This is a genomic window from Cellulomonas sp. Root485 (genome assembly GCF_001426705.1).
Taxonomy (GTDB): Bacteria; Actinomycetota; Actinomycetes; order Actinomycetales; family Cellulomonadaceae; genus Cellulomonas.
Genome location: NZ_LMFC01000001.1, coordinates 332,581 through 345,818 on the forward strand (window position 1 = coordinate 332,581; position 13,238 = coordinate 345,818).

Below are 13,238 nucleotides of genomic sequence, written 5' to 3' on the forward strand. Positions count from 1 at the left end.
GGATCGCTGCATGACGACGATCCGGCGCCGCGCGCGCGACGAGGGCGCAGCCACGCTGGAGCACCTCGGCGTGGTCGTCGTGGCCGTCCTCCTGGTCGGCGCGCTGGTCGCGGCCCTGAGCCGAGCCGACATCGGCACCGTGATCGCCTGTGAGCTCCGCTCGATCGTCACCCAGGCCGGAAGCTGCGGGACCGCGGACGTCCCGACGACGTACGACGCCGACGGTGACGGCGTCGGGTCGCAGGACGACGCGCCGACGAGGATCGACGACGGTCCGGCGACCGACACGGGAGACGCCGACACCACCTACGACGATGCCGACCCGACCACCGACACCGTCGACCAGGACGCGGTCGACGACGCCCTGGACGACATCCGGGACGCGCTCGACGGCGGGTTCTTCGGGGTCCGCGGCGGCGACCTGGACGACGCGCAGGATGCCCTGGAAGGGCTGAACGGGCGCGAGATCGACGCCCTGATCGCCTCGATGTCCGACGACGAGCTCCGGCACTGGATCAACGAGCTCGAGGACGGGTGGGTCGGCGGCGGCTGGGACCGCGAGCGACGTCGCGAGCTGTGGGAGCTCATCGTCGGCAAGGCCAGCAAGGCGACGCTGGACCGGCTGGCGCGCTTCACGGACGAGATCCAGCCGTCGTTCGACGACGTCGGCGGCGACGGGGCCCGCGACGACCCGGAGAGCGTCGCCAACACGGCCGAGTACGACGAGGTGAACCACCAGCTGTTCGTCGGGGGGATCAGTCCGTCCGACATCGCCCAGGGCGCGATCGGGGACTGCTGGTACATGGCCTCGCTCATGGCCGTCGCGCAGGCGGACCCGAGCCTGCTGCGGCAGGCGATCACCCGGAACCCCAACGGCACCTACACCGTGCGGCTGTACGACGACGGCCGGCTGGTCGACGTGACGGTCACCCCGGAGATGGTGCTCCGCGACGACAGCCCCGCGTTCTCCTACCAGCACACCCAGGAGCTCGCCGACGGGTCGCAGGGCTACGAGATCTGGCCGCTCGTGATGGAGAAGGCGCTCGCGCTGCACTGGGGCGACTACGCCGCGATCGAGGGTGACTCCCCGGGCCTCGGTCTGGAGGTCGTCACCGGCCAGCCCAGCGACTCGTCCGACCTCGACGACGCCCCCAGCGTCTCCGAGCTCGACTCGCTGCTCGACGGAGGGGGAGCGGTGACGCTCGCCTCCTTCGGTGACGGCGACGACCTGCCCGACACCTACGGCAACGCGTCGGACGGCGGCCTCGTCACGGGGCACGCCTACTACGTCCAGTCGGTCGACACGGAGGCCGGTACGGTCACGGTGGTCAACCCCTGGGGCTCGGCCTACGACCCGATCACGCTGTCGTACGCTGACTTCCAGGACAGCTTCAGCACGATCTACACGAACGAGGTGCGCCGGTGAGCGGCTCGAGGACGGGCGCCCGAGCGCTCGCGGCCCTTCTCGTCACCACGACCCTGGTCCTGGCCGGTTGCGGCGGGTCCGACGACGAGGGGGACGAGGTGCAGCACCCCGAGGGGTCGCGTGCGCTGGTGGTCAACCAGCCGACCGCGATCGGTGACTACCGGGTCGTCGCGTCGAACGTGACGCAGGACGAGGCCGGCATCGACGTCGTGGGCGACGGGCCGGCCGAAGGCGGCCGGGTGTCGGTGGGGGACGAGGCGACGATCGGCGGCTTCACGTTCACCCTGGTGGACATCGTGCTGGACGACGACAAGGACGCGGCGCCGGGCGGCAGCTCGACGACCGTCTGGATCCTTCCGGCCGACTGAGCTCCTGCGCGGGAACACGAGGGTCTGTCGCGGCGTTCTCCCACACAGAGCGTGATGCGGGCCGCTTTGACGCCCCACCAGGCGCCAGGTAACGTAGGACACCGTGCCCGCGCCGTCGGGCTCTCGCGCATGCACTCGGTGGACGCCTAGGTCCCGGACTTCTGTCCGGGGTGGGCGGGTCCGGATGCATCGGGTGGTTTCCCCCACCGCGCCGTCTCTCCGTCAAGGCAACCTTGCGGACAGCGGTGCGGAGGACCGGGGCGACACGCCCGGGTGCGGGGGTCGGTTCGGGACGCAAGAACTGCGAGGTAGTCGCGCGACGGGCGACGAACCTCGACCATGCCGGCCGTCCAGGGTGACGGGTGCCGGTCGACCAGAGATTCATCCAACAGACGGAGACGTAGTGCCTACGATCCAGCAGCTGGTCCGCAAGGGCCGGCAGGCGAAGACGAACAAGTCGAAGACGCCTGCCCTCAAGGGCTCCCCCCAGCGACGCGGTGTGTGCACCCGCGTCTACACCACGACCCCGAAGAAGCCGAACTCCGCGCTCCGCAAGGTCGCGCGCGTCCGCCTCTCGAGCCAGGTCGAGGTCACCGCGTACATCCCCGGTGTCGGTCACAACCTGCAGGAGCACTCGATCGTGCTCGTGCGCGGTGGCCGAGTGAAGGACCTCCCGGGTGTCCGGTACAAGATCGTCCGTGGTGCCCTCGACACGCAGGGCGTCAAGAACCGTAAGCAGGCACGCAGCCGCTACGGCGCGAAGAAGGTGGGCTGATGCCTCGCAAGGGTCCGGCCCCCAAGCGGCCGCTCGTCATCGACCCCGTCTACGGGTCCCCGGTCGTCACGCAGCTGATCAACAAGGTCCTGCTCGACGGCAAGAAGTCCGTCGCGGAGCACATCGTCTACGGCGCCCTCGAGGGTGTCCGTGAGAAGACGCAGGGCGACCCGGTCGTCGTGCTCAAGCGCGCGCTGGACAACGTCCGCCCGTCGCTCGAGGTGCGTTCGCGCCGCGTCGGTGGCGCCACGTACCAGGTGCCCGTCGAGGTGCGCCCGGTCCGTCAGACCACCCTCGCGCTGCGCTGGCTCACCGACTACTCGCGCGCACGTCGCGAGAAGACGATGACCGAGCGCCTCATGAACGAGATCCTCGACGCGTCCAACGGCCTCGGTGCCGCGGTGAAGCGTCGCGAGGACATGCACAAGATGGCCGAGTCCAACAAGGCCTTCGCGCACTACCGCTGGTAATCCCGGCACTCACGGGCGCTGCGCCGCCGGTCCGATCCTCGGGCCGGACCGGTGGCGCCACCCAAGCCAACCGACAAGGGGCAACTCACGTGGCACTGGATGTGCTGACGGACCTCACGAAGGTCCGCAACATCGGCATCATGGCTCACATCGATGCCGGCAAGACGACGACCACCGAGCGGATCCTGTTCTACACCGGGGTCAACTACAAGATCGGTGAGACGCACGACGGTGCGTCGACGATGGACTGGATGGAGCAGGAGCAGGAGCGCGGCATCACGATCACGTCCGCCGCGACGACCTGCTACTGGCACGACAACCAGATCAACATCATCGACACCCCGGGCCACGTGGACTTCACGGTCGAGGTCGAGCGCTCGCTGCGCGTCCTCGACGGTGCCGTCGCCGTCTTCGACGGCAAGGAGGGCGTCGAGCCCCAGTCGGAGACCGTCTGGCGTCAGGCCGACAAGTACGACGTCCCGCGCATCTGCTTCGTCAACAAGATGGACAAGCTCGGCGCGGACTTCTACTTCACCGTCGACACGATCGTGAACCGCCTCAAGGCCAAGCCGCTGGTCATCCAGCTGCCCATCGGTGCCGAGAACGACTTCATCGGCGTCGTGGACCTGGTCACCATGCGTGCCCTCGTCTGGCGCGGCGAGACCGCACTGGGCGAGAAGTACGAGGTCGAGGACATCCCGGCCGACCTGGTGGAGAAGGCGGACAAGTACCGCGCCGAGCTCCTCGAGGCCGTCGCCGAGACCGACGACGAGCTGCTCGAGAAGTTCCTCGGTGGCGAGGAGCTGACGATCGCCGAGATCAAGGGCGGCATCCGCAAGCTCACCGTCAAGTCCGAGGCCTACCCGGTCCTGTGCGGCTCGGCGTTCAAGAACAAGGGCGTCCAGCCCATGCTCGACGCCGTCATCGACTACCTGCCGACGCCTCTGGACGTCCCGGCTGTCGAGGGCCACGACATGAAGGACCCCGAGCTCGTCGTCGAGCGCCACCCCGACTCGACGGAGCCGTTCTCGGCCCTCGCGTTCAAGGTCGCCTCGCACCCGTTCTTCGGCAAGCTCACCTACGTCCGGGTCTACTCCGGCAAGGTGGCGCAGGGCGCCCAGGTGCTCAACTCGACCAAGAACAAGAAGGAGCGCATCGGGAAGCTCTTCCAGATGCACTCCAACAAGGAGAACCCGGTCGAGGACGCCACGGCCGGTCACATCTACGCGTTCATCGGTCTCAAGGACGTCACCACGGGCGACACCCTGTGCGACCCGGCCTCGCCGGTCGTGCTCGAGTCCATGACGTTCCCCGAGCCGGTCATCGACGTCGCCATCGAGCCCAAGACGAAGGGTGACCAGGAGAAGCTCTCCGTGGCCATCCAGAAGCTGGCCGAGGAGGACCCGACCTTCCGCGTCAAGCACGACGAGGAGACCGGCCAGACCGTCATCGGCGGTATGGGCGAGCTCCACCTCGACATCCTCGTGGACCGCATGCGTCGCGAGTTCAAGGTCGAGGCCAACGTCGGCAAGCCGCAGGTCGCGTACCGCGAGACGATCCGTCGCTCGGTCGAGAAGATCGACTACGTGCACAAGAAGCAGACCGGTGGCTCGGGCCAGTACGCGAAGGTCCAGATGACCTTCGAGCCGCTGGACCCCGCCGAGGGCGAGCTGTACGAGTTCTCGAACAAGGTCACCGGTGGCCGCATCCCGCGCGAGTACATCCCGTCGGTCGACGCCGGCATCCAGAGCGCGATGCAGCTCGGCGTCCTCGCGGGCTTCCCGCTCGTGGGCGTCAAGGCGATCCTGCTCGACGGTGCCGCGCACGACGTCGACTCCTCGGAGATGGCGTTCAAGATCGCGGGCTCGATGATCCTCAAGGAAGCGGTCCGCAAGGCCGACCCGGTTCTCCTGGAGCCGGTCATGGCCGTCGAGGTCCGTACTCCTGAGGAGTACATGGGTGACGTCATCGGCGACATCAACTCGCGCCGCGGCATGATCCAGTCCATGGAGGACGCGACGGGCGTGAAGGTCATCCGCGCCCAGGTTCCTCTCTCCGAGATGTTCGGGTACGTCGGTGACCTGCGGTCGAAGACCCAGGGTCGCGCGGTGTACTCGATGCAGTTCGACAGCTACGCCGAGGTTCCTCGGAACGTTGCCGAGGAAATCATCAAGAAGACCCGGGGCGAGTAGTCCCACAGGTCGAACCCTGTAGTTCCATCACACAAACCGACCCGTAGGACGCCGCGTCGAACGGCTACCGTCCGGTAGCCGCAGAACGTCGGCCAATCTCTACCAAGTCCTGAGGAGGACACCCAGTGGGCAAGGCGAAGTTCGAGCGGACGAAGCCGCACGTCAACATCGGCACCATCGGCCACGTCGACCACGGCAAGACGACGCTGACCGCGGCCATCTCGAAGGTGCTGCACGACAAGTACCCCGACCTGAACCCCTTCACGCCTTTCGACGAGATCGACAAGGCCCCTGAGGAGAAGCAGCGCGGTATCACGATCAACATCGCGCACGTGGAGTACCAGACGGAGAAGCGTCACTACGCTCACGTCGACGCTCCGGGTCACGCTGACTACATCAAGAACATGATCACGGGTGCGGCGCAGATGGACGGCGCCATCCTCGTGGTCGCGGCGACCGACGGCCCGATGGCCCAGACGCGCGAGCACGTCCTGCTCGCCCGTCAGGTCGGCGTGCCCTACCTGCTCGTCGCGCTGAACAAGACCGACATGGTCGACGACGAGGAGATCCTGGAGCTCGTCGAGGTCGAGGTGCGCGAGCTCCTCTCGGCCCAGGGCTTCGACGGCGACGACGTCCCCGTCGTGCGCGTCTCCGGCCTGAAGGCGCTCGAGGGCGACCCGGTCTGGGTCAAGTCCGTCGAGGACCTGCTCGCCGCTGTCGACGAGTCCGTCCCGGACCCGGTGCGCGACATCGACAAGCCCTTCCTCATGCCGATCGAGGACGTCTTCACGATCACCGGTCGTGGCACCGTCGTCACCGGTCGCGTGGAGCGCGGCAAGCTCAAGGTGAACGAGGAGGTGGAGATCGTCGGCATCAAGGAGAAGGCGATCAAGACCACGGTCACCGGCGTCGAGATGTTCCGCAAGCTGCTCGACTACGCCGAGGCCGGCGAGAACGTCGGTCTGCTCCTGCGTGGCACGAAGCGCGAGGAGGTCGAGCGCGGCCAGGTCGTCGTCAAGCCCGGCTCGATCACGCCGCACACCGAGTTCGAGGGCCAGGTCTACATCCTGGCCAAGGACGAGGGTGGCCGTCACAACCCGTTCTACGGGAACTACCGCCCCCAGTTCTACTTCCGCACCACCGACGTCACCGGCGTCATCACGCTGCCCGAGGGCACCGAGATGGTCATGCCCGGCGACAACACCGAGATCCACGTGAACCTCATCCAGCCCATCGCGATGGAAGAGGGCCTCGGCTTCGCCATCCGCGAGGGTGGCCGCACCGTCGGCTCGGGCAAGGTCATCAAGATCATCAAGTGATGCTCGCCCCTCGGGGCAGCTGAACTGACGGAAGGGCCCGGGAGCTTCGGCTCCCGGGCCCTTCCGTCGTGTGTCGTCCCGGCGGGCTCAGCCCGAGTCGGGATAGCCGGCGTACCCGTCGCCGTCGAGGTCGGTGCACAGGCCGTAGCTCTCGTCCGTGCTGAAGGACGCGACGCACTCCGCGTAGCCCTCGATGTAGCGGAACTCCGAGTCGGCCGTCGCGTCGGTGCAGTCGGGGGAGCCGTCGGCGGGGTCGCAGCTGTCGCCGGGGAGGAGAGCGCGCGGCGTCGGGCCGGACGAGGTGTCGGCGGTCGGTGTCGCGCTCGGCGTCGGCACAGAGGTCACGGACGTGGACGCCGTCGGCGCGGTCGTGGGCGACGCGGTCGGCGCAGGAGCAGGCGTCGGCGTGCACGCCGTGAGCAGGAGCGCTGCGGCCGTGACGCCGATCCCGCGAGCGGTCAGTCGATGCATGTACCGCACCGTAGCGGTGGGGGAGCGCTCGGTGCAGGACGACAGTGCCGGCGGTTGTGCGGGAGATCACGCTGATCTGCGCGCTCGCTGTGACGCAGGCGATTGGAGTTCCACCGCGCACTCTGGCACACTGTTCAGGTTGCCTAGTTGAGGGCGGCGCGTTAGCGCGCGCAGCACACGACGGGGCTCACACACGTGGACGGCGTCTGGACCCCGGGATCACCCGGTGGTTGACGCCCGACAACAACCACCGATCTCGTGCCTGAGAGGGTACGCAGCGCAACGGTGTGTCGTGCCAAGCGACACGCCCGAGTGCGGGGGTCGGACGGGCCGGTTCCAAACAGAGGGAAGTAGAAGCGCCATGGCGGGACAGAAGATCCGCATCAGGCTCAAGTCCTACGACCACGAAGTCATCGACAGCTCGGCGCGCAAGATCGTCGACACGGTGACTCGCGCTGGTGCGTCGGTCGTGGGTCCGGTGCCGCTGCCGACGGAGAAGAACGTGTTCTGCGTCATCCGGTCGCCCCACAAGTACAAGGACAGCCGCGAGCACTTCGAGATGCGTACTCACAAGCGGCTCATCGACATCATCGATCCCACGCCGAAGGCCGTCGACTCGCTCATGCGTCTCGACCTGCCTGCGGACGTGAACATCGAGATCAAGCTCTGACGCTGGGAAGGAACTGATTTCTATGGTTACCCAGCAGAACGAGCGCGCAGTCACGGCCCTGCTCGGCACGAAGCTCGGCATGACCCAGGTGTGGGACGACAACGGTCGTCTCGTCCCGGTCACCGTCGTCGCTGTCGGCACGAACGTCGTGACCCAGGTGCGCTCCGCCGATGCTGACGGCTACGCCGCGGTCCAGCTGGCCCACGGCCAGATCGACCCGCGCAAGGTCACCAAGCCGCTGAAGGGCCACTTCGAGAAGGCCGGGGTCACCCCCCGCCGGCACGTGGCCGAGATCCGTACGCCGAACGCCTCCGAGTTCACGCTCGGCCAGGAGCTCACGGCCGCCCTCTTCGAGGCCGGCTCGCTCGTGGACGTCATCGGCACCACCAAGGGCAAGGGCACCGCCGGTGTCATGAAGCGTCACGGCTTCCACGGCGTCGGCGCCTCGCACGGTGCGCACCGCAACCACCGCAAGCCCGGCTCGATCGGTGGCGCCTCCACGCCGTCGCGCGTGTTCAAGGGCATCAAGATGGCCGGTCGCATGGGCGTGGACCGCCAGACCACCCAGAACCTGACCGTGCACGCCGTCGACGTCGAGAGGGGCCTGCTCCTCGTCAAGGGTGCCGTTCCCGGCCCCAAGGGTGGCGTCGTGGTCGTGCGTTCCGCTGTGAAGGGGGCGTGACCATGAGTGACACGCTGACCGTCGACGTGGTCGACTCCCAGGGCAAGAAGACCGGCTCGGCCGATCTGCCCGCGGACGTCTTCGACGTGCAGACCAACATCCCGCTGATCCACCAGGTCGTCGTCGCGCAGCTCGCGGCGGCACGCCAGGGCACCCACGACACGAAGTCTCGTGGCGAGGTGCGCGGTGGTGGGCGCAAGCCGTACAAGCAGAAGGGCACCGGCCGCGCCCGTCAGGGTTCGACGCGTGCTCCGCAGTTCGCCGGTGGTGGCGTCGTCCACGGCCCCACCCCGCGTGACTACTCGCAGCGCACCCCCAAGAAGATGAAGGCCGCGGCGCTCCGCGGTGCTCTCTCGGACCGCGCTCGCGCTGGCCGCGTGCACGTCGTCTCGGGCTTCGCCCCGGGCACGGCGCCGTCGACCAAGTCCGCGCTCGCCGTGCTCGACAACCTCTCGGGACGCAAGAACGTCCTGGTCGTCGTCGAGCGTCAGGACGAGATCACGTGGAAGTCGCTGCGGAACGTCGAGCGGGTGCACCTGCTGGTCGCTGACCAGCTCAACACCTACGACGTCCTGATCTCGGACGACGTCGTGTTCACGCAGGGCGCGCTCGACGCGTTCCTCGCGGGCCCGGCCAAGGGCTCCGCCGACGCGAAGGACGATGCCAAGTGACCGACATCGGCAAGAACCCGCGCGACATCCTGCTCGCGCCGGTCGTCTCCGAGAAGAGCTACGGCCTGCTCGACGAGGGGAAGTACACCTTCCTCGTCGACCCGCGGGCGAACAAGACCGAGATCAAGATTGCCGTCGAGCAGGTCTTCGGCGTCAAGGTCGACTCGGTCAACACCGCGAACCGTCAGGGCAAGGCCCGTCGGACCCGTTTCGGCATCGGCCGCCGCAAGGACACGAAGCGTGCGATCGTCACCCTCCGCGAGGGAACGATCGACATCTTCGGTGGTCCGGTCGGCTGAGCGAAGGACTGAGAACTCATGGGAATCCGCAAGTACAAGCCGACCACGCCGGGCCGTCGCGGCTCCAGCGTCGCCGACTTCGTCGAGATCACGCGCTCCACTCCGGAGAAGTCGCTCGTCCGTCCCCTCCACAAGACGGGCGGCCGTAACTCCACGGGTCGCATCACCACGCGCCACCAGGGTGGCGGTCACAAGCGTGCGTACCGCGTCATCGACTTCCGTCGCCATGACAAGGACGGCGTGCCGGCCAAGGTCGCTCACATCGAGTACGACCCCAACCGCACCGCCCGCATCGCGCTCCTGCACTACGCGGACGGCGAGAAGCGCTACATCATCGCGCCGAACAAGCTGTCGCAGGGTGACCGCATCGAGAACGGCCCCGGCGCCGACATCAAGCCCGGCAACAACCTGCCGCTGCGCAACATCCCGACCGGTACGGTCATCCACGCCATCGAGCTGCGGCCCGGTGGCGGTGCGAAGATTGCCCGCTCGGCTGGTGCGTCCGTGCAGCTCGTCGCCAAGGACGGCCCCTACGCCCAGCTGCGTATGCCGTCCGGTGAGATCCGCAACGTCGACCTGCGCTGCCGCGCCACGGTCGGCGAGGTGGGCAACGCCGAGCAGTCGAACATCAACTGGGGCAAGGCCGGCCGCATGCGCTGGAAGGGCAAGCGCCCGACCGTCCGTGGTGTCGCCATGAACCCGATCGACCACCCGCACGGTGGTGGCGAGGGCAAGACGTCCGGTGGACGTCACCCCGTCAGCCCGTGGGGCCAGGCCGAGGGTCGTACCCGCCGTCCGAACAAGCCGAGCGACAAGCTCATCGTGCGCCGTCGGCGCACCGGCAAGAACAAGCGCTGATAGGAGCCTGAGATGCCACGTAGCCTGAAGAAGGGCCCGTTCGTCGACGGTCACCTGCAGAAGAAGGTCGACGTCCAGAACACCGCCGGCACGAAGAACGTCATCAAGACGTGGTCGCGCCGTTCGGTCATCACGCCGGACTTCCTCGGCCACACGTTCGCTGTGCACGACGGACGCAAGCACACCCCGGTGTTCGTGACGGAGGCGATGGTCGGGCACAAGCTCGGCGAGTTCGCTCCGACGCGGACGTTCCGCGGCCACGAGAAGGACGACCGGAAGGGTCGTCGCCGCTGACCCCCGGGTCAGCCAGGCGACGCCCTTAACCGGCAGAGACAAGAAGGCAGGACAGCAATGGAAGCCAAGGCGAAGGCGCGGTTCGTCCGCGTCACGCCCCAGAAGGCCCGGCGCGTCGTGGACCTCATCCGTGGCAAGCAGGCCGGCGAGGCTGTGGCGGTGCTGAAGTTCGCACCGCAGGCCGCGGGGGAGACGGTGCTCAAGGTTGTGGAGAGCGCGATCGCCAACGCTCGGGAGACCGCCAAGCGGTCGAACGAGCGTCTGGACGAGGCGGACCTCTACATCTCCGAGGTGTTCGTCGACGAGGGTCCGACGCTCAAGCGGTTCCGTCCGCGGGCGCAGGGTCGGGCCAGCCAGATCCTCAAGCGGACGAGCCACATCACCGTGGTCGTCGCTGAGCGCGAGACGAAGGGACGGGCCCGATAGTGGGACAGAAAGTCAACCCGCTCGGGTACCGCCTGGGCATCACCACCGACCACCGGTCGCGCTGGTTCGCCGACTCGACCAAGCCGGGTCAGCGCTACCGCGACTACGTGGGCGAGGACGTCAAGATCCGCAAGCTCATGGCCACGGGCCTCGAGCGTGCCGGTATCGCCAAGGTCGAGATCGAGCGCACGCGTGACCGCGTTCGTGTCGACATCCACACCGCCCGCCCGGGCATCGTCATCGGGCGTCGTGGCGCGGAGGCCGACCGCATCCGTGGCGAGCTCGAGAAGCTCACGGGCAAGCAGGTCCAGCTGAACATCCTCGAGGTCAAGAACGCCGAGATCGAGGCTCAGCTGGTCGCTCAGGGCATCGCCGAGCAGCTGGCGAGCCGCGTCTCGTTCCGCCGCGCCATGCGCAAGGGCATCCAGTCGGCCCAGCGCGCCGGTGCCAAGGGCATCCGCGTGCAGGTCTCCGGCCGCCTCGGTGGCGCGGAGATGAGCCGCACGGAGTTCTACCGCGAGGGCCGCGTGCCCCTGCACACGCTCCGCGCGAACATCGACTACGGCTTCTTCGAGGCTCGCACCACCTTCGGGCGCATCGGCGTCAAGGTGTGGGTCTACAAGGGCGACATGACCGAGAAGGAGTTTGCTCGCGAGCAGGCGACCCAGGCCCCGCGCCCGGCTCGTGGCCCGCGGACGGACCGTGGCGAGCGCAGCGACCGTGGCCCCCGGGCCGGCGCTCCTCGTCGCGAGCGTTCCGACGCTCCTGAGGCAACCGAGGCCGCCTCCGCTCCGGCGGAGACCCCGGCCACTGACAGCGGAACGGAGGCCTGAGCCGTGCTTATCCCGCGCAGGCTGAAGCACCGCAAGCAGCACCACCCGGGGCGCTCCGGCGCCGCGACCGGTGGTACCGCGATCTCCTTCGGTGAGTACGGCATCCAGGCTCTCGAGCCCGCCTACGTCACCAACCGGCAGATCGAGGCTGCTCGTATCGCCATGACCCGCCACATCAAGCGTGGAGGGAAGGTCTGGATCAACATCTACCCGGACCGCCCCCTCACGAAGAAGCCTGCCGAGACCCGCATGGGTTCCGGCAAGGGTTCGCCCGAGTGGTGGATCGCCAACGTCAAGCCCGGCCGAGTTCTCTTCGAGCTCGCCGGCGTCCCGGAGCCCCTGGCTCGCGAGGCCATGCGCCGCGCGCAGCACAAGCTCCCGATGAAGACACGTTTTGTGGTTCGCGAGGGTGGTAACTGATGACTATCGGCACCAAGGAACTGGCTCCCAGCGAGCTGGACACCTTCGACGACGAGAAGCTTGTCGCCGAGCTGAAGAAGTCCAAGGAGGAGCTGTTCAACCTCCGCTTCCAGTCGGCGACCGGTCAGCTCGAGAGCCACGGGCGTCTCAAGGCCGTTCGCCGCGACATCGCGCGGATCTACACGATCCTGCGTGAGCGCGAGCTCGGCATCCGTACCGCCCCGAGCGCGAGCGAGTGAGAACCATGACTGACGAGAAGAACGAGAAGACGACCGCAGTCGCCGAGAAGCGCGGCGACCGCAAGACGCGCCGCGGCTACGTGGTCAGCGACAAGATGGAAAAGACCGTCGTGGTCGAGGTCGAGGACCGGGTCAAGCACCCGCTCTACGGCAAGGTCATCCGGCGGACGAGCAAGGTCAAGGCGCACGACGAGCTGGGCTCGGCGGGCGTGGGCGACCTCGTCGTCATCATGGAGACCCGGCCGCTGAGCGCCACCAAGCGGTGGCGCCTGGTCGAGGTCCTCGAGAAGGCCAAGTAAGCCAGCAGTTCCCGTACGACCCCCAGTTGCCCACGGGCGCCGGGTGGAGTTCGACAGGACGACACCCGGCGCGACGTGTGCATCACGGCAACTATCCGTTCGGCCAGGCTCGAGCCGTTCCGGCCCGAGAACCCGCCAGACGACAGGAGTAGGTAATGATCCAGCAGGAGTCGCGACTTCGTGTCGCCGACAACACTGGTGCCAAGGAGATCCTTTGCATCCGTGTGCTCGGCGGCTCCGGCCGTCGCTACGCAGGCATCGGTGACGTCATCGTCGCCACCGTCAAGGACGCCATCCCCGGCGGCAACGTCAAGAAGGGCGACGTCGTCAAGGCTGTCATCGTGCGCACCCGCAAGGAGCGCCGCCGTCCGGACGGTTCGTACATCAAGTTCGACGAGAACGCCGCAGTGATCCTCAAGAACGACGGAGAGCCCCGTGGCACGCGCATCTTCGGCCCGGTGGGCCGCGAGCTGCGCGACAAGAAGTTCATGAAGATCATCTCGCTGGCTCCGGAGGTGCTCTGACC

Annotated in this window: 19 protein-coding genes; 18 read left to right on the top strand and 1 reads right to left on the bottom strand. The window is 67.8% G+C overall.

Annotated features, from left to right (window positions below; all coding sequences use genetic code 11):
• Positions 1-10: 10 nt before the first annotated feature.
• The 6 genes from ASD16_RS01605 (at position 11) to tuf (ending at position 6,550) form a co-directional block, all read left to right on the top strand.
• Positions 11-1,426: a C2 family cysteine protease gene (locus ASD16_RS01605; protein WP_055912138.1), complete on the top strand. Its 1,416-nt coding sequence runs from the start codon at positions 11-13 to the stop codon at positions 1,424-1,426.
• The gene (locus ASD16_RS01610; protein WP_055912140.1) at positions 1,423-1,794 is read left to right on the top strand and encodes a hypothetical protein; all 372 of its coding nucleotides are present in this window, start codon (positions 1,423-1,425) and stop codon (positions 1,792-1,794) included. The genes ASD16_RS01605 and ASD16_RS01610 overlap by 4 nt, the downstream gene beginning before the upstream one ends.
• A gap of 403 nt (positions 1,795-2,197) precedes the next feature.
• Entirely contained in the window at positions 2,198-2,569 is a 372-nt protein-coding gene (gene rpsL, locus ASD16_RS01615) for a 30S ribosomal protein S12 (protein WP_013770160.1), read from the top strand.
• Complete coding sequence (rpsG, locus tag ASD16_RS01620; RefSeq protein WP_028045072.1) at positions 2,569-3,039, top strand: 30S ribosomal protein S7; 471 nt, start codon at positions 2,569-2,571, stop codon at positions 3,037-3,039. The genes rpsL and rpsG overlap by 1 nt, the downstream gene beginning before the upstream one ends.
• An 89-nt stretch (positions 3,040-3,128) precedes the next feature.
• The gene (fusA, locus tag ASD16_RS01625) at positions 3,129-5,231 is read left to right on the top strand and encodes an elongation factor G (protein ID WP_055912141.1); all 2,103 of its coding nucleotides are present in this window, start codon (positions 3,129-3,131) and stop codon (positions 5,229-5,231) included.
• Between the two features lie 125 nt (positions 5,232-5,356).
• Positions 5,357-6,550 carry an elongation factor Tu gene (gene tuf / locus ASD16_RS01630; RefSeq protein WP_055912143.1) on the top strand — a complete coding sequence of 398 codons (1,194 nt, stop codon included), beginning with the start codon at positions 5,357-5,359 and terminating at the stop codon, positions 6,548-6,550.
• A gap of 87 nt (positions 6,551-6,637) precedes the next feature.
• On the opposite strand, the gene ASD16_RS01635 is transcribed toward tuf, so the two are convergent.
• On the bottom strand, positions 6,638-7,021 hold the full coding sequence (locus ASD16_RS01635; protein ID WP_157453755.1) for a hypothetical protein: 384 nt from the start codon (positions 7,019-7,021) through the stop codon (positions 6,638-6,640).
• 361 nt (positions 7,022-7,382) lie between these two features.
• Between ASD16_RS01635 and rpsJ the strand changes: the two genes are divergently transcribed.
• The 12 genes from rpsJ (at position 7,383) to rplN (ending at position 13,236) form a co-directional block, all read left to right on the top strand.
• Positions 7,383-7,691, top strand: a complete 309-nt coding sequence (gene rpsJ, locus ASD16_RS01640; RefSeq protein ID WP_013117879.1) for a 30S ribosomal protein S10 — start codon at positions 7,383-7,385, stop codon at positions 7,689-7,691.
• Between the two features lie 22 nt (positions 7,692-7,713).
• Positions 7,714-8,373 carry a 50S ribosomal protein L3 gene (rplC, locus tag ASD16_RS01645; RefSeq protein WP_055912147.1) on the top strand — a complete coding sequence of 220 codons (660 nt, stop codon included), beginning with the start codon at positions 7,714-7,716 and terminating at the stop codon, positions 8,371-8,373.
• Positions 8,374-8,375: 2 nt separating this feature from the next.
• Positions 8,376-9,044, top strand: a complete 669-nt coding sequence (gene rplD / locus ASD16_RS01650; protein WP_055912149.1) for a 50S ribosomal protein L4 — start codon at positions 8,376-8,378, stop codon at positions 9,042-9,044.
• A complete protein-coding gene (gene rplW, locus ASD16_RS01655; RefSeq protein ID WP_055912151.1) occupies positions 9,041-9,343 on the top strand; it encodes a 50S ribosomal protein L23 in 303 nt (100 codons plus the stop codon). Before rplD ends, rplW begins: the two co-directional genes overlap by 4 nt.
• 18 nt (positions 9,344-9,361) lie before the next feature.
• Positions 9,362-10,201: a 50S ribosomal protein L2 gene (rplB, locus tag ASD16_RS01660; RefSeq protein ID WP_055912153.1), complete on the top strand. Its 840-nt coding sequence runs from the start codon at positions 9,362-9,364 to the stop codon at positions 10,199-10,201.
• Positions 10,202-10,213: 12 nt separating this feature from the next.
• Positions 10,214-10,495: a 30S ribosomal protein S19 gene (gene rpsS, locus ASD16_RS01665; protein WP_055912154.1), complete on the top strand. Its 282-nt coding sequence runs from the start codon at positions 10,214-10,216 to the stop codon at positions 10,493-10,495.
• A 57-nt stretch (positions 10,496-10,552) separates the two neighbouring features.
• Positions 10,553-10,921 (top strand): 50S ribosomal protein L22, encoded by a 369-nt coding sequence (rplV, locus tag ASD16_RS01670; protein ID WP_055912156.1) that lies wholly within the window; start codon positions 10,553-10,555, stop codon positions 10,919-10,921.
• Positions 10,921-11,754 (top strand): 30S ribosomal protein S3, encoded by an 834-nt coding sequence (rpsC, locus tag ASD16_RS01675; protein WP_055912158.1) that lies wholly within the window; start codon positions 10,921-10,923, stop codon positions 11,752-11,754. Before rplV ends, rpsC begins: the two co-directional genes overlap by 1 nt.
• A 3-nt stretch (positions 11,755-11,757) precedes the next feature.
• Positions 11,758-12,174 (top strand): 50S ribosomal protein L16, encoded by a 417-nt coding sequence (gene rplP / locus ASD16_RS01680; protein ID WP_055912160.1) that lies wholly within the window; start codon positions 11,758-11,760, stop codon positions 12,172-12,174.
• Complete coding sequence (gene rpmC, locus ASD16_RS01685) at positions 12,174-12,413, top strand: 50S ribosomal protein L29 (protein ID WP_055912162.1); 240 nt, start codon at positions 12,174-12,176, stop codon at positions 12,411-12,413. Before rplP ends, rpmC begins: the two co-directional genes overlap by 1 nt.
• 5 nt (positions 12,414-12,418) lie before the next feature.
• Entirely contained in the window at positions 12,419-12,712 is a 294-nt protein-coding gene (rpsQ, locus tag ASD16_RS01690) for a 30S ribosomal protein S17 (RefSeq protein WP_055912164.1), read from the top strand.
• A gap of 155 nt (positions 12,713-12,867) precedes the next feature.
• Positions 12,868-13,236, top strand: a complete 369-nt coding sequence (gene rplN / locus ASD16_RS01695; RefSeq protein ID WP_034625870.1) for a 50S ribosomal protein L14 — start codon at positions 12,868-12,870, stop codon at positions 13,234-13,236.
• Positions 13,237-13,238 lie beyond the last annotated feature (2 nt).

Bases quoted from the DNA above. Each gene is read 5' to 3' on its own strand.
- ASD16_RS01605 (WP_055912138.1), top strand. From the start codon at position 11: ATGACGACGATCCGGCGCCGCGCGCGCGACGAGGGCGCAGCCACGCTG.
- rpsG (WP_028045072.1), top strand. From the start codon at position 2,569: ATGCCTCGCAAGGGTCCGGCCCCCAAGCGGCCGCTCGTCATCGACCCC.
- ASD16_RS01635 (WP_157453755.1), bottom strand. From the start codon at position 7,021: ATGCATCGACTGACCGCTCGCGGGATCGGCGTCACGGCCGCAGCGCTC.
- rpsJ (WP_013117879.1), top strand. From the start codon at position 7,383: ATGGCGGGACAGAAGATCCGCATCAGGCTCAAGTCCTACGACCACGAA.
- rplC (WP_055912147.1), top strand. From the start codon at position 7,714: ATGGTTACCCAGCAGAACGAGCGCGCAGTCACGGCCCTGCTCGGCACG.
- rplD (WP_055912149.1), top strand. From the start codon at position 8,376: ATGAGTGACACGCTGACCGTCGACGTGGTCGACTCCCAGGGCAAGAAG.
- rplB (WP_055912153.1), top strand. From the start codon at position 9,362: ATGGGAATCCGCAAGTACAAGCCGACCACGCCGGGCCGTCGCGGCTCC.
- rpsS (WP_055912154.1), top strand. From the start codon at position 10,214: ATGCCACGTAGCCTGAAGAAGGGCCCGTTCGTCGACGGTCACCTGCAG.
- rplV (WP_055912156.1), top strand. From the start codon at position 10,553: ATGGAAGCCAAGGCGAAGGCGCGGTTCGTCCGCGTCACGCCCCAGAAG.
- rpmC (WP_055912162.1), top strand. From the start codon at position 12,174: ATGACTATCGGCACCAAGGAACTGGCTCCCAGCGAGCTGGACACCTTC.
- rpsQ (WP_055912164.1), top strand. From the start codon at position 12,419: ATGACTGACGAGAAGAACGAGAAGACGACCGCAGTCGCCGAGAAGCGC.
- rplN (WP_034625870.1), top strand. From the start codon at position 12,868: ATGATCCAGCAGGAGTCGCGACTTCGTGTCGCCGACAACACTGGTGCC.